The following is a 22,626-nucleotide window of genomic DNA, read 5'->3' as shown; positions in this document are numbered from 1 at the left end:
CAAATGACGACAGTTCCACTCAGCAACTGCGACGTTCAGATCGTGGCACAGGACGGTCGCCTCGATGGCAGTACCTTCGAGGAAGTCTCGATGGAGAAAGCGACCTTCACCTCCGTCGGCCTTAATGACGCGGCTTTCCACCGTGTCAGTCTCGACCGCTCCACCCTGACTGCGGTCAGTCTCGTAGGAGTGGCAATCTCGAACAGCCGTTACGACGGAATGACAATCGAGGGGATTCCGGTCACCGAATTGCTGCGCTGCTTCGCCGAGACCACCTAGCGCGCCGCAGCCTGACCTTCCCCGCGTTCAATCACGATCCTTTCCGACAACCATCCGAAAACAGAAGAATTCCATCATGACCACCAACATGAAACTTCAGAAGCTCACAGCCGAAGTCGCCCGTATCCTGAACGTGGACTCCGTCGAGCCCGATGTCGGCCTGGGCGAACTCGGCGTGGACTCTCTGGTCATCGTCGAGCTGCTCCTCGCCTGCGAGCAGATCTACGGTGGGCGCGTGTCACCCGAAGACCTGAACATCGATCAGTACACGACGCTGAGCGATTTCGATCGCAACTTCACGAAGGCGGCCGCCGAGGCGCACGCTGAAGACGCCCTGGTCTGAGCCATGAACGCCGTCACACGCATCCCACCTCCGCCGATGACAACATCGACGAAAATCTCAACCCCAGCCTATATTTTTGATCCTGAAAGGGTGATCGAGAACTACACTGCATTGCGGTCGCGCCTGGGCACACGATTGATCGTCTCGGTCAAGGCCAACCCCAATTTCGAGCTCCTCCAGCGCTGCGCTCATGCGTTCGAGGACGGGGTCGATATTGCAAGCCTGGGCGAGCTCGACCTCGTCGTGGGGCGTGTGCGGTGCGAGCGGTACATCAACACCCCCGCCTGGGACAACACGTTGCTGCGCGGGGCCATTGCGTCCCGGGCAACGTTGATCGTGGACGACATCACCCAGGCGAAGACCCTCGCCGAAGTAGCCGGCGCGGGGTCGACCATCCGGCCTGTCCTGATGCGCGTCAACGTGGAATCCCTCATCGAGCCTCTCTCCGGGCACGGACCCGATCATTTCGGAATGAACCGTGACACGCTGGTCCAGGCCGCGCGCGTGTTGTCTGACGCGGGAATTAAGGTCCGGGGACTGCACGCCTTCGGCGGCTCGCACAGCTTCGTGCCACGCGGTATCGCTCTCGCACAGGCCATGCCGAAACTGGTTGATCTGATCGAGGCCACCACCGGGCGCAAGCTGGAGTTCGTCAATCTCGGTGGCGGCTTTCCCCGCGACTGGAGAAAGCTCGATTTTGGCCCTTATCTCGAGGCGATCACGCCGCTCGCGCAGCGCCTTACGGTAGCCCATGAGAGCGGGCGGGCAATCTTCGGTGATGCAGGCCAGTATCTCACGCGCATTCTCGCCGTAAAAGAGTTCGACGACCGGATCGTTGCGGTCTGCGATGGCGGCATGGCCCAGAATTTCCTCCTCGCTCAGACAGAGGCGGCCTACCGAAATTTCCAGGCACCCAGAGCCGTTGCCCGTGCGGGCGCGTCACTCACGCAGGCAAACAAGCCGGTCACCCTGACAGGAAGCTCGTGCAATCGTCAGGATCGTATCGGCAAGCTCGGACCCGAGGCTGACAGGCCCGCGGTCGGCGACCTCTACGCCTTCGAGGGATGTGGCGCCTACAACGCAACCTACACCGTCGCGAGCTTTCTCAGTCTCCGCCAGGCGCGGGTATATATCGGGAACATGCTGTCATGACAACAGGAATTGATATTCGCCAAGCGTCCTGCAGTGCCCGGGGCGTCCTGATCAGGGCACCTTTCGGCTCAGTGCCGATGGAGGTCGAGATGCGCTCGCCGGCCCTCGGCGACACGTCGGACTATGGCGCCCTCGAGGAGATTGCCAATACGTCGTCGACACCCGTCCTGCTGAATTACAGCCAGCATTACACCTTGCTGGCCGATCTGGTCAGCGAGGCCCGGGACGCCTTCAACGGTGTCACGATCTTCGCTCGGTTCTCCGGCCCGTACATGCTGTCGCTGCCGAAGTCGCTGCTGGCCCCTGACGTCTTCCTTGGTCACGATCCGCATACCTGGCTCGCCGGCGTGCCAGATCCGGGACCTGTGCTTCTGATTTCCGATCATTTCCGGCGGGACACCATCGAGCGGGGCGACAACAGTCTCACGTGCCAGGCATGGGGGATCGAAAACGATACCTTTACCTCGTGGTTCTCCCGGGCCCAGGTCACCGCCTCCCTCGGATCGATCACCTATGGCCACGACGCCGCCGAAGAGTGGCTCGACCATGCTGCATGACACTCCAGCCACCGAAACCCTCTCGCGCGCGACGTCGCAGCCCGCCATCTGTGTCTGGCGCGATGCGGGGTTCGGCAGGATTGCCATCGAAGCGCTCGCCCGCGGCACCGATCTCAGTGACGACCTTTGCGGCCTTGTATCAGAGGCCGTCACCCGGCTGCTGGACTCCGAAATCATCATCGAAAGCGCGTTCGACGGAACGCTGCGGGCACAGGCGGAATTTGGTTCCAGCACTACCCTGCCGGCCGACCTCACCGATCCGCTCGATGACATTGTCGAAACCATCAGAAAGGAAAGCCTTAACCCGCATCTTCTGACGCTGCTCAAAGGCTTCTCTCGCCTGACGCATCGTTTTTTCGTGGATGAGCGCCAGCAGGCCATAGGCCGCGAGTGGGCCCAACAGGGCTTCGGCACCCTCTTCATGATGACGGACGGGGGCGGGCCGGCACTGGCAAACTGGAACAGCGTGCTCAAGGTCGAAGACGGCGTACAGAAAATCCATGTCGACAAGTGCTGGATCATGGGGGCTAACAAGCCTGGCTTCGGTATCGTCGCGGTGCGAGCCGAGGGTGCGATGTACCCGATCCCCTATCTGCTGTCTCCGCAACAATGCGGCCAGCTTGCCAAGTCTAGCAATGGCGCGCCCTTCCTGGGGGGGGTGGTCCATCTCGGGGCATTCAAGGGCACAGTGGAAGTCACCGACGCTGATCGATGCGGGCGCGGCGGATTCACGATGATCAACCAGCTCCTGACAACGGTTCGGCCATTTTTCGTGCGCGCCGTCCTGGCGCATGTGCGCTGGCTGCACGACAGGGGCGACCTGAACCTGACCACCCGGCAGCGCGATCTCGTAGCCGAACTCGAGCGGATCGGCCACAGCATCACGGATGCCAGGCTCTACAGCAACCTGCTGCTCCAGCAGGTTCTCGCGCTGAAACTCGCCTGTAACGAGCTCCTGATGGACATCATCGTCCGCGGCAATGTCCGATCGCCCGCCATCGCGCGGGATCTTCAGGGCTTCGGAAAAATGGAGGGCAGCTCCTATCGCTGCTTCCGCGAACTTTATGGTCGCGCGACTCCCCCGCGACAAACAACCCGGATTGCACTCTCACAGGAATGGAGGAACGCATGAACTGCACGTCAGCAATGCGCGTGAATGATATGGGCGGGTCCGTTACCGGGCTGGCAGTCAAGCGCTGGCGACATCTGGAGACCTCGCGGCGCGAGGTGACCCAGGAAACGGCCCGGCTCATCTCGGAGTGGCTCGAACCCAAAACGGTGCACCAGTGGCTGGATTTCGGCGGCGGCCGTCAGACCTACACGCCCCAGGGCATGCATATCGCTAGCAGGTCGCCCGCCAACATGATCCGGGTCGTCACCACCGAACCCGATGGACGCCCGATCGGCGTCGTGGCCCTGGCTCACATCAACACCGTCTTCGGTACCGCGATGATCTGGGGCCTTCGACCACGCCTTCGCCCTCCCGCACGCACCAACATGGCGCGGGAGATGCGCGCGCTGATGCGCGAAGCCTTCGAGACACTCGATCTGCGCTCAGTTCACGCCTTCGTCGCCGACGGCAACACGATTTCCTGTGCGGGCATGCTCGCTGCCGGGTTTGTCGACGTCGGGCGTCAGCGACAGTGCCACGTCATCGACGGTGAAGTATACGATCGCATCCTCTTTGACATCACCCGCGAGGAGTTTTTTGACCAGGAGCGCGAACTAGAGGCCGAGCAGGCGGAAGCCATGTTGCAGGAAATGGCACTATGAGCACCCCGGACATCATCGAGATGATCGCACCATCGTTTTCAATGCCCGCGCCGCCCGCGCCCCCAATCGTCAACCTGACCGACATCCGCAAGGTGCACCGGCTCGGCAATGTCACGGTCGAAGCACTAGCTGGCGTGACCCTAACAATTCGTGAAGATGCATTCCTCGCCGTTACCGGCCCCTCCGGGAGCGGCAAGTCGACGCTGCTGAACATCATCGGGTGCCTCGACGCACCAACGAGCGGCGTCGCGGAAATCTGCGGCGTCGTACCGGCCCTGATGAGCGACAACGCCCGAACCGATTTCCGGTCACGGGAGATCGGCTTCGTCTTCCAGAGCTACAGCCTCGTGCCCACCCTCTCTGCCGTTCAGAACGTCGAGATGGGCCTGCCGCGCGGCGAGCGGGACCGCCGGGAACGTGCCCTGACAGCTCTCGAAGAGGTGAGCTTGGCCGATCAGGCAAGGCGGCGACCCAGCGAAATGAGCGGGGGTCAGCAGCAGCGCGTGGCCATTGCCCGGGCGCTGGTCAAACGCCCGAGCCTTGTCCTGGCCGACGAGCCCACAGCCAATCTCGACAGCCACTCCGCCGAGCTGGTGCTCGACGTCATGATGGAGATGCGGAGCCGCTTCGGCACGAGCTTCGTTTTCAGCACACACGACCCGCGCCTGGTCGAGCGGATGGATCAGATCGTCAACCTCCGCGACGGCAAAATCATCAGCCAAGAAGGACATGTGTCGTGAACAGTATCTTTCTCGCCGTTCGCAATATCCGCCGGAACCAGCGACGCTCGCTCGTGACTGGAGCCGCCGTGGGCATCGGTGGCGCAGTGATGCTGCTCCTGAGCGGCTTCGTGGCCCAGCTCGTATTCAGCTATCAGACTGTCACGGTCCAGAGCCGTGGTCACCTCACCCTGTACCGTGAGGGGTTCTACGATTTCGGAGCAGGCGATCCCGCAGCTTACGGCATTGCCGACTATGCGAAGATCGTCGATCAGATCCGCGAGGATCCGGTGCTCGCCCCCCTCGTTGTGGTCGCAACACCCTCCCAGCAGGTTTTCGGCGTTGCCAGCTACGACCCCGCGGAGCGCAGCAAGGTATTTCTGGGCACGGGTCTCGTACCGTCTGACCAGGACCACATGCGGGCATGGGACGGATTTGGCCTCGGCATCGGGCGCGCGCCGGAAGCCGTCGACATGAGCGACGAAATTACCCAGAGAGGCTTCGTAGGACCCGGCCTCGCCCGCATCCTCGGGCTGTGCACCGCATTGGGGCTGGAGCAATGCCCCACGCTGCCGCCATCGACCGCCGCGGCAAAGCCGGGCGCCGGGACCGCGGCAGATGCCGATATGATCCGCTCGCTCGGGGCAGCCGAAACCCCCACAGTGCCATCGAACCTCAAGTCCATCAACCTGCTCGCCTCAACGGCCGGAGGCGCGCCCAACGTGGTGCTGATGGACGTCGTGGCAGCACAGTCGCAAGGCTTCAAAGGGCTCGACGACAGCGCTGTCATCATGACCCTCCCCCTCGCCCAGCAGCTCGTCTACGGCCGCGGAATCCACAAAGTGTCCGCGATCACGATCCAGCTCCGCCACACATCGGACATCCCCATCGCGCGGAAGCGTCTGATGAATATCCTGGCGGGCGAACATCTCGAGATTTATGACTTCAAGCAACTCGATCCGCTCTACGGGCAGATTGTGGGCCTTTACTCGGGCATCTTCATTTTCGTCATGCTGGCAATGGCAGCGGTGACGCTTTTCACCGTCGTCAACACCGTGTCGATGAATGTCATGGAGCGCATCGCCGAGATTGGCACCATGCGTGCCCTTGGCGTGCGCCGCAGCGCCATCCGCTCCCAGTACCTGGCCGAGGGCCTGATCCTGGGCTCGATCGGTGCGACTGGCGGGCTTATCGCAGGCGGCGCGATTGCCCTCCTGCTGAACGGATCCGGGGCCCACTGGACGCCGCCGGGAGCCAGCCATTCGGTTGCCTTCCATCTCGACCTGACCGCGACCCCGATCCAGCTTGCCGCACCCTGGATGATCCTCGTCGTGGTGGCCGGCATCGCCTCCGTCAGCCCCGCCAGCCGCGCCGCCCGCATGAACGTCGTTGCCGCCCTGCGGCACGTTTAAGGAGAATACTGATGAGTAAGAACTTCGCCACACTGCGCCCCCGCCCGCTTTCGCTGTCGCGACGCTCGATACTGGGAGCCTTTGGCCTCACCATGATACCGGCCTTGTCGCCCCGAACGGCCCTGGCAGACGTCGTTGCACCATCTGCCGAAGCGGAGGTCACCAAGGCAGACGCAATCCGCAACCCCGGCGTTCCGTTTCGGATGACGAACACGATCGTCGACTACCGGGCGGGGGTCACCCAGAGCCAGGTCGTTCTCGAGACGTTCGGCAAGGTGATGGCGTCGACGGGAGAGTTCGCGAGCATCGTACGCTACCTCGAGCCCGAGCAGGATACCGGAAAGCTGTTCCTGAAGAACGGGAACGACATGTGGTTCTACGACGAGAATTCGAAGTCCACAACCCGGATCGCGCCGCAGCAGAGGCTTGTCGGCCAGGCATCCATCGGTGACGTCATCTCCGTCAACTACGCGAGGGACTACCACGCCGCCTCGATCGGCGAGGACGCGATCCTCGACGCGGCACATGCGGAGCGTGACTGCTGGCGCCTCGAAATGGTCGCTGCGGCGCCGGATGCGACCTATGCCCGCGTCCTCTACTGGGTGGAGCGCGAGACGAGCCGTCCGGTCAAGGCGCGCTATTTCAGCGACAGCGGCCGCGAGTTGAAGGTCATCTTCTACAAGGACTATGCGCCGATGCTGGGCGCGACCCGCGCAGGTACGGCCATCATCATCGATGCAGTGGACACCCGCCTCGCAACAATCATGCGCTTCAGCGATGCGATTGCCCGTGACGTGCCCGACCAATGGTTTGAGCGCGACTTCCTGGCGCGCCTGGCCGACCAATAATAACGGGGCCTTCCGGGAAGTTGCCATGATAATCGGGACCCGCGTTATTTTCGTCGCCCTGCCGACCGCCCTGCTGCCGATTACGGCATCTGCCGCTACCATTGGCAAGGGAAAGACCGTGCCGGCCGCGCACCATGCCCGGGCGACGGGTAATGCTACCGCGGCGGGCAAGGCGCCGGGTCCCACCAGAGGTCTGGCAGGCGCGGGCCCCGGCGCCGCATCCCGAGACGAGGCGAACCTCATCCCCGCCGTGGGCCTCTCCGTGCCAGGAGGTGCGATCCCAGAGGCCTCCGGTCCCGAGGCGCCTGTTCATCATGTTGTGGCGCACAGGTATGCCCGCCCCGAGGATCGCTGGGCTCTGACGGAGGAGACGATCGTCAACACGCCCCGCGGGGGAACGCCCGTTCCCGTAGCGCGGGGCATACCGTGGCTTAATTGGGTCAATCTCGATATCCGGCAAAACGTGCGTCTGGCGAAAAGCATAACCCTTCACGGAGGCTTTGGCTTCAACCTGTTTTCCGACCAGGCGCCGTCCATGACTCCCTATCGAGATTTTAGGTTCGACACCCGGGAGGCTTATGTCACCGTTGGAGCGGGAGATCATTTTTTTGTCGACATCGGTCGCTTCAACCTGAAAGCCGGTGTTGCCTCCGGATTTAACCCGACGGACTTTTTCCGCACCGCCACGGTGCTGAACGTCGATACGAACGACGTCACTGCCCTGCGGGAGCGACGCCTGGGTACCTTTATGGCCCATGCGGAGCTTTTCACGCCGACCATCGACGTGGCCGCTGCGATCGCTCCCAGGCTGACGCGGTCGCATGACGAACACTATCTTGCTGTTGACGAAAACTTCGACCTGGGCCTGGAGCGCACAAATCCCGACTGGCGGGAAGAGCTGCGCCTGACATTTCCAGGCGTTACCCGCTTTGCCCCGGCCGCCTACGTCTATCATGACAGGCACGCAGTCAAGTTCGGGGCATCCAGTGCCGTCTTGCTGAGCTCAAAGGCTACCGGTTACGCCGAATGGGCGGGCTGGAACCGCGGCACGATTGTGAGCGACGCCCTGACAAATGCTCTTGCGGCGGGACTGTTGCCCTCGTTTACCCCCGACCCCGACATCGGAGGAGGCGGCGAGCGCTTCCGCCAGCAACTTGCGATCGGCATAACATACGCACTGCTCCCCAAGGTGTCGCTGTCGCTCGAATACGACTACAGCGAGGCGGGGCTGACAAAAGGCAAGATGCAGCTTCTGACGAGCGCGGGCCAAGCGGGCGGGCTGGGTGCCGCGACATACTGGGTCGTGCGGCAATATGGGGTGGACCAACAAGATCCCCTGGGGCGACATACCGGTTTTGTCAGGTTCGCCTGGAGCGATGCGTTCGTACGCAACCTGTCTCTCTCCGCTATCGCCCAGATAAACCTCGGCGATGGCAGCGGCGCCTACCAGGCGTCCGTAACCTACAGTTTCCACGGCGGCTGGGCAGTTAACCTGCAAGGGAACCTGACAGCCGGAAGCACCCGTGGGGAATACGGCAGCGTGCCGCAAAGCGGCGCTGTCCTGACTCGTATCGTCAAATACTTCTGAAGGAAATTCGAAGCCATGGACACCACATTTGTGCAGGATCTCGGGGAGCGACCCTCCCGGGTTCCATGGAGACGCCGGTCGTTTCCACGAAGCGCCGCAAGAAAGGTCATCCTGCCCCCGGCGGAAACTCACCGCACGGTGCACAATGACACGGCTATCGACATTAAGACGATGTCGCTAAAGCGTGCGACCTTTAAAATGTCGGTCAATGAAGTGAAGGTCGGGAGCGGCCGCTGTCTCGCAATTGTCGGCCCGAACGGTTCCGGCAAGACCAGCCTCATGGAAAGCCTCCTCGGGCTCACCGAAGCGTCTGCCACCCTGTCCATCATGGGCCAGCCTGTTACTCTGGCCGCACGAAGCACATCTGCACGACGCGATATCGGAGTGCAGCTGCTCTCCGCCGGCTACCCGTGCATGCTTCGGGTCCGCGACCTGGTGGCAACCCACGCCCTGCTCTACGGCAAGGCAGCCCCCCAGGTGCACGAGTTGCTCGATATCGGGGCGCTGGCCGACAAGACATTTGGCGTCCTGTCCCAGGGTGAGCGTCAACGCTTCAAGCTCTACATGGCCTGGGCACATCGCCCCCGCCTCGTGTTCATGGACGAGCCTTTTACCGGGCTCGATCAAATGTTCGCGAGCGCCGTCGAACGACTGATCTCCGAGCGCGGTAGCACCACGGTCATGATGATCTGCCATTCCAGCGGAGAACTCGCACTGGCGGACGAGATGATCTGGATGACAGACGGGATCGTCCGGGATCATGGCCCGGTCACCGATATGAAGGACCGCCTCCTCGGCTCGCACAGGATCAGCATCCGGTGCGTCGACAAAGCAATGGTGGATTTTGTAACCGCATCCCTCAACGCGAGCGGCGAATTGCGCCATATAACGGCTCCGGACGGCCCCGGCCTAGTGGTCGCCTATGGCGGGGAGCAACTGGTCGCCTTGATGACGGCGGTGATGCGGGACCACGAAATAACGGAAGTGGCCATTGCTCAGCTGGGGCTGGGCAATCTTCTGACGTTCTGCGCAGCGGGAGGCGAGTATGTCTGACCTATTCCTGCGCCTCCTCCGCAACGAACTCACGATCATGCTTTCCAACCGCGCGGTGATCTTCTGGAGCCTGGTGTTCCCCGTCTTCCTTCTGACCGTAATGCTGTTCGCGTTCGGCTCGAAAGGCGGGCTTGGCAACGTCCCCATCGAGATTGTGGATCATGATCACAGCCCGGCATCGGCCAGATATATCGACACCGTGCCCTTGGTTTTTTCCTCCGGCGACGTGACAATCACCGAGCGCCGCCTGAGCGACGATCAGGCAAAAGCGCCGACTGCCGCCAGCAACGTTCGCGTAGAAGTGCCGAAGGGCTTCGGCCAGGCGGCGCCAGATCAGCCGGCACGTGTCGTCGTGTCCTACAGCTTCGGTGCTCCGATCGCGGTGAGAACAGTCGCCCATGCAATCGGCAATTTCAGCATGGTCTTCGACACGACGAGAACCCGCCCCAACCGGGTCGTCGACGTCGCCTACACCAACGCAGGAGGAAAAAATGTCGAGATCTCGTATGCCCAGTATATCCTGACCGGCGTCCTCGTCATGGTCATGATGTCGACCGGGATCATGACGACGTCGGTCGCCCTCGCAGCCTTGCGGGAAACCCAGACGATCAAGGTCTATGCCTGCATGCCGCTTCCGAGAACGGTATTCCTGGCCTCATTCCTGGCGGCACGCGCGATCATCGCCATCGCATCGGCGGTCGCACTCCTTCTCGCCGGACATTTTCTCTACGGCGTGCCGTTTAAGGCGACGCCGGCAGGCATCAGCGAGGCGGCCCTGCTTATCGTCCTCGGCACGACCATGTTTCTGGCACTTGGCCTGGCGCTGGGCGCTCGGACATCGAGCATCGGCGGCGCAACGATGATCGGCAACCTCGTCTACTTCCCGCTGATGTTCTTGGGTGACCTGACCATCCCGTTAAAAGATTTTCCGACCTTGGCGGGTAAAGCGCTCTCGATCCTTCCGGTGCATGGCGTTGTCTCCGCGCTCCGGGAGTGCCTTTTCACCGGCAGCCCGCCCGAAGCAGACCTGATGAAAATCATCGTAATCTTCGGATGGACCGCACTCTTTTTCGCAGTGTCGATCAGACTGTTCCGCTGGTCACAGCCCGCTTCCTGACAGCAGGGTCGCACGACCGCAAGACGAACCATTATATTCTTGGGAGACAACTCATGAGCAACAGAACGTCCCGCCGGGGTTTTCTGTCGGAAACACCGTTTGCGCCCGGTATCTCGTGCGGCCGCCTCGGCGAGGGCATGCCATTGCTGGTAACGCCATTTCCCGGATCCGCCTTGGCAACGGCCCCGGAAGCATGGCGGACGTGGCTTCGTGACAACAATGGCGCCGTCATGGCGGCGCTGAACGAAGCAGGCGCCATGCTGTTTCGTGGCTTCGCCCCGACGACGACCAGACAATTCGGCACCCTCTTTGATCATCTGATGCCTTTCTCCGAGGGCTGTCGCGGAATTGCCAACCCCCGCGCTACGAAGGATGGACGGGTGCTGACGTCAACGAGCGCGCCGCCCGGTTTCCGCCTGCATCTGCATCAGGAAATCTGCTATGCCCCCAGCTTCCCCGACCTTCTGGTCTTTCATTGTGTAAAGCCGTCACCGACGGGCGGGGAGACCACGCTGGGCGACATGCGCCGGATGCGGCAGATGCTTCCGGCGACCTTCAATGACAAACTCGATCGCCTTGGAATCATCTACCGTCGGCACTTCGTCCACCCTGATATGCCGCCCCACCCCTTCGCGCCGGCGATCCGGAATTTTCACCGGAGCTGGGACATGGCGTTCGGTACGAAGGATCGTAAGGAAGTCGAAGCCATCTGCTCCGATCTCGGATCGTTCGAATGGGGCGATGATGGAAGCCTCGAGATAACGTACGCAAGTCCGGGCACGATCGAACATCCCTTTTCGAGCGAGACCATATGGTTCAACCAGATCGCAACGCTCCATGCCAACCCCCGATCCCTGGGGCACTTCAGCAGTTCGATAAGGCGGCTCTACCCCCCAGGAGCGAAACTCCCAACCACTGTGACGTGGGGCGACGGCAGCGTCATCATCGACGCTGAACTCCAGCCCGTCTACGCGGCACTCGACACACTCACCGTGGCGACCCCCTGGGAGAGAGACGACGTGATGCTCGTCGACAACATCTCCACCGCCCATGGCCGCAATATCTTCAGCGGCGAGCGCGAAATCGAGGTGGCCATGTTTGACAACCTCCCGAATGAGGAATTCTGACCATGACAAAAAACGCATACCGGCACGACCGCCGCGAGATGTCCTTCTACCTAAATGAAATCGCCAAGCTCGACTCAGTTCTCGCCAACGCTCCCTACGACGGTCTGACTAGCGTCGACATCGAAATGCTGGTCGATCGTGCCGAGGAATTCTCGCGTCACCTCGGTGCCGCGTATATGCAAGCGGATCGGGAGGAGGCACGCCTCGAAGACGGTGGAAAAGTGCGGCTGCCCACCGTGTTTACCGATCTGTGGCGCCGTTACGTGACCTACTGGCGGGAAACGCACGGCACGGTAATCCCGTATGAGGCCCAGCAGGTTAACATGGAGATACTGTCGGGCGCCAATCCGGCATTCATCACCTACGGCGGCTTCAACATTCCTGCGATCCGTCTGATCAGCGAGCACGGCACGCCCCGTCAGAAAGAGGCTCTTCTGCCCAAGCTAAAAACCCTCGACTGGGACGCCTGCTTCTGCGTCACGGAACCCAAGGCGGGCAGTGACGTGTCGATGGTGACATCTTGCGCGACACCGGACGGTTCGGGTCTGCACTTGGTGACGGGTGAGAAAATCTTCATCTCGGCAGGCATGCACGAGATGACGGATAACACTGTCTACATCGTCCTCGCCCGCAGCAATGCGCGCAGCGCCGGCACTTACCAGATGACGTGTCTGCTCGTTCCAAAATATTGGCCGGAAGAGGATGGTACCTTCACGCCGAATAACGTGACCTGTGCCAAGATCGAGAAGAAGATGGGCTTGAAGGCATGTGCCAACGCCCATCTCCTGTTCGGCGCCGAGGGGCCCACGCGGGCCTTCGCCCTTGGCGATCGCGTAAATATCGGGCTCCTACAGCTGCAATCGGTCATGCAGGAAGCCCGCATGGGCACAGGCCTGTTTGCTCTGGGCATGGCATCGAGCGCCTATCTCCACGCGCTGGATTTCGCCCGCAAGCGGGTCCAGGGCCGCTCTTTCATGCGAAGCTTCGACATGAAGGCGCCTCACTGCCACATCATCGAGCACCCCGACGTCCAGCGCATGCTGCTCGAAATGCAGGGGCTGGTCGAGGGCTCCCGCGGCCTGATCGGCAAGCTGACCGGCAATCTGAGTGCGGCCGCCTCGGCCCGCGCTGCAGGCGACACCGAGCTCGCAGCCCGACACGCACAAATGGCGCAGCTCTACACCCCGATCGTCAAGGCATACGTCTCCGATCAGGCCTGGCGCGTCGCCGAATTGTCGATGCAGGTGCATGGCGGCGTTGGCTATTGTGCTGATCTCCCGATCGAACAATACGCCCGCGATATTCGAATCCTGTCGATCTGGGAGGGCACAAATTACATCCAGGCGCAGGACCTAGTGCGTGACAAGCTCGGCTTTGGGCGGAAATCACGCAACCTCGCGTATTTCGTCGAGGACTATAATGCGTTTCTCCTCGAGGGGGACGACGAGCCGTCCCTTGCGCGCGAATTTGCCGCTTGCGCCACGGCGCTCGAGGCCATCGTTCGCACGATGGAGTATATTGCCAGCGTGTCGGCCGGCGACACTCCGGAAGCCATCGGCCAGTACTGCACCCGGATCCTGCACATGTTCGGCACGAGCGTGGTTGCGCAGGTACTGCTCCGCGCTGCCGTCATCGCAGGAAAGCGCCTGAAGGAGCCAGACCTCTCGAGCGGGGACGTCACGTTCTACGAGGGCAAGATCGCCTCTGCCCGCTTCTTCGTGCACAACCTGCTGCCTGCGGTCGTCCGCGACAGCTCCGTCATTCTCGACAATTCGAGCTTCATCACCATGCACCACGGCATCGTTGCGCCGACCCACGCGGCTGACGAAGCAGGAGTATATGCGCTGTGACCATCGCCTCACCTTCCTACCATCGGCGCTCGATCCAGAGCGTCTCCGATATGCTTCGCAAGGCCGCTTGGGAGCGACCTGACAAGATCGCCCTCACTTACCGGAAGGATGCACTTGCGTTCGGTGCCTTCGATGATCGCGTCGACGCGATTGCCGCTGGGATGGTCGAGGCCGGGATCCGCTCGGGCGACCGTGTGGCGATCTACCTCGACAAGAATTTCGAATTCGCGATCGCGCTGGTCGCCTGCATGCGTATCGGCGCTATGGCCGTGCCGATCAACCCGCTGCTGAAAAACCAGCAGGCCGGACATATTCTGGCCAATTCCCAGGCGCGAGCCATCATTACCACCGGCCGGCGGTCGTCATGCATGGAGGCCGCATCCTTCGAGGGTATGCTGATCCGCACCGACACCAGCACCACCAACGCGCAAAACCTTGTCGAATGGAGCGACCTCGAGGCGTGTGGCGCGTCTCTGCCCGCACTCAACGGGTCCGAACTCGATCCCGCCGCCATTCTCTACACCTCGGGGTCGACCGGTGCTCCCAAAGGCGTTGTCCTTTCGCACCGCAACCTCGTCGCGGGTGCCCAGTCAGTCAACGCCTATCTCGGCACCAGGTCGGACGACACAATTCTCAGCGTGTTGCCGATGAGCTTTGATGCCGGGCTGAGCCAACTGACGACCGCGATTGACGCACAGGCGAAGATTCACCTGCTTACTTTCCTTGTCGCGGACGAGGTCGTGGCTGCCTGTCGCGAGCACGCGGTGACCTCCATAACCGGGGTGCCGCCCCTGTGGCATCGCCTGACTGCTGCGGACTGGGATGCCAGCACCGCCGGCACGATCCGGACGATCGCCAATACTGGCGGCCATATGCCTGCCCCACTTCTCGGCACGTTGCGCCGCACCTTCCCCAAAGCATCACCCTATCTAATGTACGGCCTGACCGAAGCCTTCAGATCGACCTACCTGGATCCGATGGAAGTCGAACGGCGCCCCAATTCGATCGGCAAGGCCGTCCCCAACGCGGATGTCCGCGTCCTCCGCGAGGACGGAACCGAGGCCGACAGCGGCGAGATCGGTGAGCTCGTTCATCGCGGCGCCTTTGTTACGCTCGGGTACTGGCGTGCGCCCGAAGCCACCGCCGCGCGATTTCGTCCCGTCCCCGACCCGTTTGGCGCCAGTCTGCGACAGGATATCGCCGTATGGTCCGGAGACCTCGTGCGCCGTGATGACGATGGTTTCCTGTATTTCATCGGCCGCCGCGACGGTCTGATCAAGACATCGGGCTACCGGGTGAGCGCAACCGACATCGAAGAGGCTCTTCTCGCTGCCCCTGGCGTCAGCGAGGCAGTGGCATTCGGCGTGCCGCACCCGACGCTTGGTCAGGCGATCGTGGCGCTCTACGTCGCCTCGGACAGCCATCCGGACAATGCGCGGGAAGGGCTGGATGCGATAGGACGCACCTGTGCACGATCCTTGCCGAACTATGCGGTTCCGCATGAGATCGTCATGCGGGCGGACCTCCCGCGCAACCCGAACGGCAAGATCGACCGGCCATTGCTGGAGGCCGAATACCGGCAGGTGTTCGCAACCCAATCCACGCTGGAGCCTGTCCGATGACCGGCCTTGTGCTTCGGGCGGCTACCTACCGCCGCTCGGGCTACCCGTTCGGTGGCGTGTCGGCATCTCCCCTGGCAGGCGCTGTCAGCGACCTTGCGCGATTGCTCGCTCAGGACGCACGTGAAGCCATGACCGCAACCGGCGTTGCGCCGGACCATGTGTTCGTCACATCGACAATCATGTCGCCGCGGGTGACCGAGCCCGGGCCAGAACAGCATGCCGTCACCAGGGCCCTAGCCGAGGCAACCGGTTGCACGCCCCTTTTGATCAACGCCTACGAATGCACCGGCTGGGGCTACATCCTACGCCACGTGACCCATCTCGGGATCACGGGGCCCATCATGATCCTCATTCAGGATTGTGATGTTCACAACTTCACTTTCTGGCGCAGGAACGATGCCTGGGGCAACTCAGGCTTCGGCATAACGACGCTCATCATCGACGTCGGCGCCGGGGCGGCGGCAGACGTATCTGTCGACGCCGTGCCGAAAGCCGGCGCGCTACGTAATTTTCGCAAGGCACTTGGCGTTTTCACCGCCGCCAAGCCAGCGCAGGTTGTCAGCACGCCGTTTTTCCCTGAGGCAACCCGCAAAGGGTTCCGCGCCACGTCACATCTACCAAACGAGTGCGCTGACCGTCACGGCGAATACGGCCACAGCTTCGGCTCTGATCCTTGGATCGGCTTGATCGAGGCATGCGCCGGCGCTAGGCCGGCAACCGCAATCGTCGGCTCTCTCGCCCTCAATGGCTACCACGCCATCGCCCATATTACCTTGTCGCCCAATGCGGTGATCGAACTCCACAATTCTGCGGCGGCAGACAAGACCTCGCCCCAGACCGCCATCTGATCCGAAGGAAGCAAGAAAATGAATATTGAACATGGTATTCCGAGCGCCATCGAAGCTGTCGCCAAGTTCCAGTTCGCCGACTATGTCGAGGACAACCCCACACTGTTGTCGCTCTACCACAAGGCGAAACGTAACCAGTGGGATGCGCACATGGACATCGACTGGACGTACGAGCTGAACGAGGACAATCCGCTCGCCATGCCGGACGGTACGATCGCGATCTACGGCTCGTCGACCTGGGACAAGATGTCGGAGAAAAATAGGGCCGACCTGCGCAATCATGTCCAAGGATGGAACATATCGCAGATCTTGCACGGTGAGCAGGGTGCCCTGTTCTGTGCCTCGCGGATTGCCCAGTCCGAACCGGACATGGTGATCAAATATTGCAACGCGGTTCAGGTTATGGACGAGGCGCGGCATATCGAAGTCTACAGCCGCCTGATGTCCAAGATGAAGAACAGCTATCCAATATCGGGGGCTCTGTATAAATTGCTCGAGCAGATCATGGGGGAGTCCCGCCATGATTTCGCATCCCTAGGAATGCAGATCCTAATCGAAGGCCTGGCACTGACTTTCTTCAAGAACGTGCAGGCATATTCCAACGATCCCTTCGTGAAAAACATGCAGGCGCTGGTGTTGCGCGACGAGGCGCGTCACTTCGCGACCGGACAGGTTGCCTTGAGCGGTTTCTATCCGCAGCTGATGGAGCATGAACGTCGAGAGCGCGAGGAATTCGTCGTGGAGGCCTGCCACACACTGCGCGAGCATCTGTTCGGAGAGGACATCTGGACCCCGATGGGCATCCCCCGCAGCGAATGTCGCGAGCTGATCCGCGCGTCCCAGATAAATCAGAGCATGCAGCGCTCCGTATTTCGGCACCTGGTGCCGGCCGTCAGCGGAATCGGCTTGATGGGTCGCGAGGCCACCCGGTTCTTCGACAATATCGGTGTGTTGTCCTACGCCGCGGCATAAGCACCATCTGACCGGAAGGCGACGAAGCAAAGTGCTGCGCGACAATCAGGGTGAGAACCCGTATTGCCTCATTGAAAAATGTTCCCGAGCGTCTGATTGTCGCCTCACCCTGTTGAACTCGTTGCCTCACGTATCGATCCCCGTTGCCGCCCGATCGGGCGGCAACGGGGATTCGGCCATACCGACCGCATAGAGCGCCTCCGCTGCCGCCCGTCGCCAGTCTTTGATCCGGCGCTGTACTGTTCGCAGCAGACCATTCGGATAGCAGCCCGGATAGGCGGTCTGGAGGCGTTCAAGCAAGTGCCGCCCTGTCCGCCAGGGCTCTTCGGTAAACCAAGCTTGTAATTCACCGACAACCTCGGCGAGCGGATCGGGTCGGCGCCGCTCCCGCGGTCCAGTCGTCTTGCGACGGTGGGTGGGCCGGATGATCGGGCCGTTTTCCCACGCCGTTTTCAAGCCGGCGAGGAATGCGTCCAGCGTCACCGCGTCCGGCGCGCCGTGGCTGCCGGGAACCGTTCCGTCCGACAGGCTGACCAGTTCCTCCTGTAACTGACGGATGGTCTGGAGCAATGCAATCGGATCCAGCGTCGCTGTCTCCACCGACAAGGCCGCCTTGACGCCATTGGCGATCCGATGATCGTCTTCAGCCCGTTGGCGCGGCGTCGCAGGCGCATGATACCGCTTCACGATGCGCGCGCCGTTCCGCTCCTTGCTCCGCAGCTTGAACGATGGCTGAAAAAAATTCACGTAAAGCCGAAGATGACCGTAAAAATGCGCCAGCAGGCGGGCCGCTTCCAGACCCTCATAGCGTCGGTAACCAATGGCGCGCCGCACGATCGATCCGTTCTTCTGCTCGACCCAGGCCTGATCGTTCTTCCTATAAGGACGGCAACGCGTCAACTCGATGCCGTGTTCAGCGCAATAGGTCTTGACCGTCTCGTTCATGAACACGCTGTCGTTGTCCGCGTCGATCCCCAACAGCGGAAACGGCAGGCGCGTGCGCACTTCGTCGAGAACTTTCGTCAGCAGATGCTGCTCGCGCACCAGCAGCGGCGCGCATTCCGTCCAGCCGGTCGCGATGTCCGTCAGCACCAGCGTCTGCACATAACTGCCCTTTTGTGTGCCGCCGCTATGTGCGACCAGGTCCATCTCCATATAGCCGGGCGCCGGGTCGTCCCAATCACGAACGTCCGGATCGGAATACTCCGGCGCACCGAAGGTACACTCGTCTTACGCCGCGTTGGCGGCCGGACGTTCTTGCGGTCCAGCGCCCGGTCTATCGTCGCCGCGCTCATCGCGATCAGCTTCGTTCGGATGTCCGGCGACGGCAATGCATGACCATGGCGTTCCATGGCATCGAGCAGAAGCGGAATCAGCACCTTCAGGCGGCGGCTGCAGATCCGGTCCGATGCCTCCCACAGCAGCACCAGCGCCTCGCGCGTGGCGTCGTTATACAGCCGCCGATCAAGGCGCTCTCTTTTCGGTGTCGGGCGCTCCGGGCGCAAAAGGCGCATCGCGTGCTTGCGATGAAACCCCGTCACGGCCGCGAACTCATCCAGAATTCGACCGCGTTCCTCCCGACCCGAACTCACGTAGCGCCGTTGCAGCGCCGCTACGATTTCATCACGTGTTGCCATGCTGACCCGCCTCATCCCCGTCTCCCCGAATATCATCCCAGGGAGCATTTCAGATGAGGCAACAACCGTCATTTCAGGAGCATTTTATACGAGGCAATGCGTCGCCAATGCCAGATGTCATGCCATGACCGGTCGCATAGTCGCGAAGCATTTCGCCGACGAACGCCCCCATTTGCGCGACCTTCCAGCGCATCCCTATGACGCCGTCCTGACGGTCGAACGCCGTGTCAGTCATGAAGGCATGGTCTCGGTCGGCGGCAATCTCTACAGCGTGCCGGACACCGCCCGACGACGCATTCTCGAGATCCAGAACCATCCGGCGGAAGTCCGGATTTTCGAGAACGGAATACTGGTCGCCCGGCACCCGGCGCTGGATGGGCGCAACCAGCGGCGTGTCGATCCCGCTCACCGTAAGACGGTGCCGGCAGCGCGACAGGTCAGGCCGCGGCCTGAGTGCGCTCATGTCGCACGCCGGTCGCTTGAATTCTATGAGGCCGTCGGCCGCAGGCTGGCCACCACAGGAGCGGGGGATCGGCCATGACACCGGTAACCGAACGCATCCGCCAGAGCCTAGCTAGTCCACCTGCATATGGCGCGGGCTCTGGAAACGCTCGACCAGACCCTCGGCCGTCTGGAGCGCGGCGACATCAGCGCGATCGAGGCGATCGACGAACTGCTGGCCGAGGAACTGAGCCTGCGGGAAGGACGTCGGATCGGCGTCGCCCTGCGGACCGCGCGTCTCTTGCCGATCAAGACGCTCGAAAGCTTCGATTTTTCCTTTCAGCCCTCTCTCGAGCGAAACCGGATCATGGCGATCGCCCAGCTCCAATTCATCGGCCGCGCGGAAGTCGTCCATTTCCTTGGGCCGCCCGGGACAGGCAAGAGCCACCTCGCCACAGCCATCGGTGTCGCGGCGGTCAAGGCGGGACGCAGCGTCTATCGCTGCACCCTCGCCGAACTGATCGAGGCGCTTGCTCGCGCCGAGCGCGAAGGCCGCCTCGCGGAAAAGATCCGTTTCTAGGCCCGTGCCGCGCTGCTGATCGTGGATGAAATCGGATACCTGCCGATCACCAGCGGTGGGTGCCAATCTGTTTTTCCAGCTGGTCAATGCCCGATACGAGAAGGGATCGATGATCCTGACCTCCAATCGCGGATTTTCCGAATGGGGCGACGTATTCGGGGATCCGGTGGTGGCAACCGCGCTCCTCGAACGCCTCCTGCACCACGCCATCGTCGTGCAGATCGGAGGGGGCCAGTTATCGGTTGCGTCAACGCGCGGACCTGGTGCCGGAACACACGCGCGCTCATGCCAGTCTCACCCCGCCTCCGCTACCAAAACGCCGTGGACGGCCACCCAGGAGAGAAACCGACGATCGAGGCTCTGGCTGATCCCCAAAAACCAGAAACTGGGGATTTTTCATCCAGCACTTCTGCGGACTTTTCATCCAGCATTTACAGAGCGCCGGAATACCGGGCCTGAGCAGCAGGAAGTGGGGAGGGGAGCAGGCCAAAGTCGGGATCACCTGCCCTGCCGGCCGGCTACACGTCTGGCCTGCTCCCATGACGTCGAACGCTCTGCGGGGAGTGCATTCATTGAAGCGACAAATGCGGGCCCGAGGCGCAGGTCGGATGCCAAGGCCGGGATCGATGGGGCTTTACCCGAAGGTAATGATACCCATAACAACGGCCTTCACCACGGCCTGCGTCCGGTTCGTCGCCTGGAGCTTCCGCTTCGTGGCATCGAGGTGGAAGTCGACCGCCTTCTCCGAGATGCCGAGAAGTCTCGAGACATCCCAGGTCGATTTGCCGCGGGCGACCCAGGTCAACACCTCATCCTCCCGTGGCGACAGGATCGATCGGCGGCGACGGGAATTCCGGGTCGCAGCCTCCTCGACGACGATCCGAGCCGCGCGGCTATGGAGGAATTCGCCCAGCAGGTGGACGTGATTATGGAGGCCCGGATCGTTCAGGGCCTCGGGGTCGAGCTTGTTCGGGACCAGACTGAGTGATGCAGTCTCCCCGCGGCGGGGCAGGAGGGGAATGGTCAGTCCATCCATGATCCCGATGCCCCTTGCGTCATCGAGCAGCCGCGACTGCTGGCGCGAGAGCGAGGCTGGATGGATGACACGGCTCCAGACGAACGGGGTCTTTTCCTCAAAAACCTTCTCAACTACCGGATCGTGGTTCACATATCCGTTCGAAACGTAATGCGCCTTCCAAGGCTCCGGATACGATGAGATGCCGGTGGCAGTGCGTGGCGCGACCTGGTCTATGTCCGGCGCCTGGATCAAATGGTAGGCAAAGCTGCCAAACCCCAGCGGCTCGATCACGCTCATCAGGTAATCACTGATCGCAGCACTGTCCGACAAGTCGGAAAGGCGCTCGGCGAAATCCCGGATGCTGGAACCCATGAACGCTGTCATATTTCTGCCTTCACGATCCGCCCCTGATCACGACAAACATTGGCCCTGGCGGGCAGCTGGCACGGTCGACTCTGCCATCTATTCCCCAGTTTCGCCCGTTTAAGGGCGCCCGCGCAAGCCCAACGGGCAATAGAGTCGCCAGAAAGCGGCTCATGCCAGAGAGACCCCGCCCGGTAGCTGAAGATGCCCCAATCACTGGGGAGGCCGAGGCTTGGTGCCACCATCTTGCTCGGCACCATAGGCGTCCAATATTTTGATCACCCGCTCAGTTCCATTGACGACAGGGCCAAGGTTGTACGCCGCAGCCTCATCGCGCAAATACCTGAACGCCATTCCAAGTCGCACAACCACTACCGATCGTGGCACATCCTCATCCGGTTGTGCCCGGATCAGGCCCGGGTACCTTTTCTTCCGCTGCTTGCTGCCTTTAGCCATTTTCTGCCACCTAGTTGAACGTTGCCCTATTCAACCGTCCTCCGCGGCCGCCGAACACCTGGCATTTCTCCCAGGCTTTGAACACGAGGGGCTTTGCGCCAGATGGTCGTTGCACTCAGGCTTTGAAATGGTCTCGCTGCAACACCATTGGAGCAACCGAAATGCTGAGGATCATCAATAGGCGCAACCTGGCTACAAACGCACACCGCGTCGCGGACTTTGCTGTACTGCGCCGCCGGGTATTTACCGACCGCCTTGGATGGCATGGTCCCGAGGCATCACGCGCAACGCCCCGGTCACCAGGACAGGAACAGGATGCCACACACGAGTACGATCGCTTCGATACGAGTGACACGATCTACATGCTGATGAGCAATACCTCCGATGAGGTGGTTGCAGGCCTAAGGCTGCTGCCGGCAAATGGGTCGTCGCTCATGGCCGAAATGTTTCCCGGACTCCCTGGTTGTGGAGCTGGCTGGCCGGACATGGTCTATGAGGTGTCCCGGTTCGTCGTTGACCCCTGTCGCATCCGGACAGCGGGGTGTGGCAATCTCGGCGCCCAGATGATCCAGGGTTTGCAGGATTACAGCATGCTCTGCGGTCTGAGCGAGTACATCTCCGTGTCCTTTAGTGGCATGGAGCAGCTTCTGCGGAATGTCGGCTGTCCGTCACGGCGCCTGGCGGCACCGATGATTATCGGCGGGAGGCGCTTCGTTCCCCTGGCGTTCGGCAAGGGGGCGCAGGCCGTTGCCAACACGGGCGAGGATTTCGACGTCCTGGAAAAGACCGGCGGCCCTCCTGCAATCGAAAATGCTGCCGCCGACACCACTGGAGCGGAGCCGCAAGAACTCACCTTGGCATAAGCGCGCCG

General features: G+C 61.8%; 20 protein-coding genes and 3 pseudogenes. 20 read left to right on the top strand and 3 right to left on the bottom strand.

From position 1 onward, the window contains the following. Positions 1-3 precede the first annotated feature (3 nt). The 17 genes from HUK84_RS01245 (at position 4) to HUK84_RS01165 (ending at position 17,260) form a co-directional block, all read left to right on the top strand. A complete protein-coding gene (locus tag HUK84_RS01245; protein WP_176638581.1) occupies positions 4-279 on the top strand; it encodes a hypothetical protein in 276 nt (91 codons plus the stop codon). A gap of 76 nt (positions 280-355) precedes the next feature. Next, positions 356-622 carry an acyl carrier protein gene (locus tag HUK84_RS01240; RefSeq protein WP_176638580.1) on the top strand — a complete coding sequence of 89 codons (267 nt, stop codon included), beginning with the start codon at positions 356-358 and terminating at the stop codon, positions 620-622. 3 nt (positions 623-625) lie between these two features. Further along, entirely contained in the window at positions 626-1,774 is a 1,149-nt protein-coding gene (locus HUK84_RS01235; protein WP_176638579.1) for a type III PLP-dependent enzyme domain-containing protein, read from the top strand. A gap of 77 nt (positions 1,775-1,851) precedes the next feature. Then, complete coding sequence (locus HUK84_RS01230) at positions 1,852-2,331, top strand: hypothetical protein (RefSeq protein WP_176638578.1); 480 nt, start codon at positions 1,852-1,854, stop codon at positions 2,329-2,331. Then, complete coding sequence (locus tag HUK84_RS01225; RefSeq protein ID WP_176638577.1) at positions 2,321-3,463, top strand: hypothetical protein; 1,143 nt, start codon at positions 2,321-2,323, stop codon at positions 3,461-3,463. Before HUK84_RS01230 ends, HUK84_RS01225 begins: the two co-directional genes overlap by 11 nt. Beyond that, positions 3,460-4,104, top strand: a complete 645-nt coding sequence (locus HUK84_RS01220; protein WP_176638576.1) for a GNAT family N-acetyltransferase — start codon at positions 3,460-3,462, stop codon at positions 4,102-4,104. Before HUK84_RS01225 ends, HUK84_RS01220 begins: the two co-directional genes overlap by 4 nt. Then, positions 4,101-4,844 carry an ABC transporter ATP-binding protein gene (locus HUK84_RS01215; protein ID WP_218064131.1) on the top strand — a complete coding sequence of 248 codons (744 nt, stop codon included), beginning with the start codon at positions 4,101-4,103 and terminating at the stop codon, positions 4,842-4,844. Before HUK84_RS01220 ends, HUK84_RS01215 begins: the two co-directional genes overlap by 4 nt. Continuing rightward, entirely contained in the window at positions 4,841-6,235 is a 1,395-nt protein-coding gene (locus HUK84_RS23625; protein WP_176638575.1) for an ABC transporter permease, read from the top strand. The genes HUK84_RS01215 and HUK84_RS23625 overlap by 4 nt, the downstream gene beginning before the upstream one ends. An 11-nt stretch (positions 6,236-6,246) precedes the next feature. Then, positions 6,247-7,083 (top strand): outer membrane lipoprotein-sorting protein, encoded by an 837-nt coding sequence (locus HUK84_RS01205; protein ID WP_176638574.1) that lies wholly within the window; start codon positions 6,247-6,249, stop codon positions 7,081-7,083. 25 nt (positions 7,084-7,108) lie between these two features. After that, positions 7,109-8,671 (top strand): hypothetical protein, encoded by a 1,563-nt coding sequence (locus tag HUK84_RS01200; RefSeq protein WP_176638573.1) that lies wholly within the window; start codon positions 7,109-7,111, stop codon positions 8,669-8,671. Between the two features lie 15 nt (positions 8,672-8,686). After that, positions 8,687-9,724 (top strand): ATP-binding cassette domain-containing protein, encoded by a 1,038-nt coding sequence (locus HUK84_RS01195; RefSeq protein WP_176638572.1) that lies wholly within the window; start codon positions 8,687-8,689, stop codon positions 9,722-9,724. Beyond that, entirely contained in the window at positions 9,717-10,841 is a 1,125-nt protein-coding gene (locus HUK84_RS01190; RefSeq protein WP_176638571.1) for an ABC transporter permease, read from the top strand. Before HUK84_RS01195 ends, HUK84_RS01190 begins: the two co-directional genes overlap by 8 nt. Positions 10,842-10,894: 53 nt before the next feature. After that, complete coding sequence (locus HUK84_RS01185; RefSeq protein ID WP_218064130.1) at positions 10,895-11,968, top strand: TauD/TfdA family dioxygenase; 1,074 nt, start codon at positions 10,895-10,897, stop codon at positions 11,966-11,968. 2 nt (positions 11,969-11,970) lie between these two features. Further along, positions 11,971-13,818, top strand: coding sequence for an acyl-CoA dehydrogenase (locus HUK84_RS01180; protein WP_176638569.1), 1,848 nt, complete (start codon positions 11,971-11,973; stop codon positions 13,816-13,818). Then, positions 13,815-15,440, top strand: coding sequence for an acyl-CoA ligase (AMP-forming), exosortase A system-associated (locus tag HUK84_RS01175; RefSeq protein WP_218064129.1), 1,626 nt, complete (start codon positions 13,815-13,817; stop codon positions 15,438-15,440). Before HUK84_RS01180 ends, HUK84_RS01175 begins: the two co-directional genes overlap by 4 nt. Then, positions 15,437-16,288, top strand: coding sequence for a hypothetical protein (locus tag HUK84_RS01170; protein ID WP_176638568.1), 852 nt, complete (start codon positions 15,437-15,439; stop codon positions 16,286-16,288). The genes HUK84_RS01175 and HUK84_RS01170 overlap by 4 nt, the downstream gene beginning before the upstream one ends. Positions 16,289-16,306: 18 nt before the next feature. Then, positions 16,307-17,260: a ferritin-like domain-containing protein gene (locus HUK84_RS01165; RefSeq protein ID WP_176638567.1), complete on the top strand. Its 954-nt coding sequence runs from the start codon at positions 16,307-16,309 to the stop codon at positions 17,258-17,260. Between the two features lie 126 nt (positions 17,261-17,386). On the opposite strand, the pseudogene HUK84_RS01160 reads toward HUK84_RS01165, so the two are convergent. Next, a pseudogene (locus HUK84_RS01160) lies at positions 17,387-18,912 on the bottom strand (integrase catalytic domain-containing protein). 85 nt (positions 18,913-18,997) lie between these two features. Between HUK84_RS01160 and HUK84_RS23720 the strand changes: the two are divergent. Beyond that, positions 18,998-19,312 (top strand): annotated as a pseudogene (locus HUK84_RS23720) (Mu transposase domain-containing protein); the annotation flags it as partial. A gap of 159 nt (positions 19,313-19,471) precedes the next feature. On the opposite strand, the gene HUK84_RS23845 reads toward HUK84_RS23720, so the two are convergent. Continuing rightward, the gene (locus tag HUK84_RS23845; protein ID WP_456306655.1) at positions 19,472-20,044 is read right to left on the bottom strand and encodes a hypothetical protein; all 573 of its coding nucleotides are present in this window, start codon (positions 20,042-20,044) and stop codon (positions 19,472-19,474) included. On the opposite strand from HUK84_RS23845, the pseudogene HUK84_RS23840 reads away from it, so the two are divergent. Beyond that, a pseudogene (locus HUK84_RS23840) lies at positions 20,028-20,090 on the top strand (hypothetical protein); the annotation flags it as partial. The gene HUK84_RS23845 and the pseudogene HUK84_RS23840 sit on opposite strands and share 17 nt — an antisense overlap. A 462-nt stretch (positions 20,091-20,552) precedes the next feature. Here HUK84_RS23840 and HUK84_RS01145 read toward each other — a convergent pair. Next, complete coding sequence (locus tag HUK84_RS01145; RefSeq protein WP_218064126.1) at positions 20,553-21,320, bottom strand: LuxR family transcriptional regulator; 768 nt, start codon at positions 21,318-21,320, stop codon at positions 20,553-20,555. A gap of 596 nt (positions 21,321-21,916) precedes the next feature. On the opposite strand from HUK84_RS01145, the gene HUK84_RS01140 reads away from it, so the two are divergent. Further along, positions 21,917-22,618 carry an acyl-homoserine-lactone synthase gene (locus HUK84_RS01140; RefSeq protein WP_176638564.1) on the top strand — a complete coding sequence of 234 codons (702 nt, stop codon included), beginning with the start codon at positions 21,917-21,919 and terminating at the stop codon, positions 22,616-22,618. Positions 22,619-22,626: the final 8 nt, after the last annotated feature.

The organism is Nguyenibacter vanlangensis, assembly GCF_013376155.1.
GTDB lineage: Bacteria > Pseudomonadota > Alphaproteobacteria > Acetobacterales > Acetobacteraceae > Gluconacetobacter > Gluconacetobacter vanlangensis.
The sequence above is the reverse complement of the archived record's forward strand: the minus strand, read 5'-3'. Positions and strand labels throughout refer to the sequence as shown.

Coding starts and splice junctions, on each gene's coding strand:
- HUK84_RS01245 (WP_176638581.1), top strand. CDS start 4: ATGACGACAGTTCCACTCAGCAACTGCGACGTTCAGATCGTGGCACAG.
- HUK84_RS01240 (WP_176638580.1), top strand. CDS start 356: ATGACCACCAACATGAAACTTCAGAAGCTCACAGCCGAAGTCGCCCGT.
- HUK84_RS01235 (WP_176638579.1), top strand. CDS start 626: ATGAACGCCGTCACACGCATCCCACCTCCGCCGATGACAACATCGACG.
- HUK84_RS01230 (WP_176638578.1), top strand. CDS start 1,852: ATGGAGGTCGAGATGCGCTCGCCGGCCCTCGGCGACACGTCGGACTAT.
- HUK84_RS01225 (WP_176638577.1), top strand. CDS start 2,321: ATGCTGCATGACACTCCAGCCACCGAAACCCTCTCGCGCGCGACGTCG.
- HUK84_RS01220 (WP_176638576.1), top strand. CDS start 3,460: ATGAACTGCACGTCAGCAATGCGCGTGAATGATATGGGCGGGTCCGTT.
- HUK84_RS01215 (WP_218064131.1), top strand. CDS start 4,101: ATGAGCACCCCGGACATCATCGAGATGATCGCACCATCGTTTTCAATG.
- HUK84_RS01205 (WP_176638574.1), top strand. CDS start 6,247: ATGAGTAAGAACTTCGCCACACTGCGCCCCCGCCCGCTTTCGCTGTCG.
- HUK84_RS01200 (WP_176638573.1), top strand. CDS start 7,109: ATGATAATCGGGACCCGCGTTATTTTCGTCGCCCTGCCGACCGCCCTG.
- HUK84_RS01195 (WP_176638572.1), top strand. CDS start 8,687: ATGGACACCACATTTGTGCAGGATCTCGGGGAGCGACCCTCCCGGGTT.
- HUK84_RS01190 (WP_176638571.1), top strand. CDS start 9,717: ATGTCTGACCTATTCCTGCGCCTCCTCCGCAACGAACTCACGATCATG.
- HUK84_RS01185 (WP_218064130.1), top strand. CDS start 10,895: ATGAGCAACAGAACGTCCCGCCGGGGTTTTCTGTCGGAAACACCGTTT.
- HUK84_RS01180 (WP_176638569.1), top strand. CDS start 11,971: ATGACAAAAAACGCATACCGGCACGACCGCCGCGAGATGTCCTTCTAC.
- HUK84_RS01170 (WP_176638568.1), top strand. CDS start 15,437: ATGACCGGCCTTGTGCTTCGGGCGGCTACCTACCGCCGCTCGGGCTAC.
- HUK84_RS01165 (WP_176638567.1), top strand. CDS start 16,307: ATGAATATTGAACATGGTATTCCGAGCGCCATCGAAGCTGTCGCCAAG.
- HUK84_RS01145 (WP_218064126.1), bottom strand. CDS start 21,320: ATGACAGCGTTCATGGGTTCCAGCATCCGGGATTTCGCCGAGCGCCTT.
- HUK84_RS01140 (WP_176638564.1), top strand. CDS start 21,917: ATGCTGAGGATCATCAATAGGCGCAACCTGGCTACAAACGCACACCGC.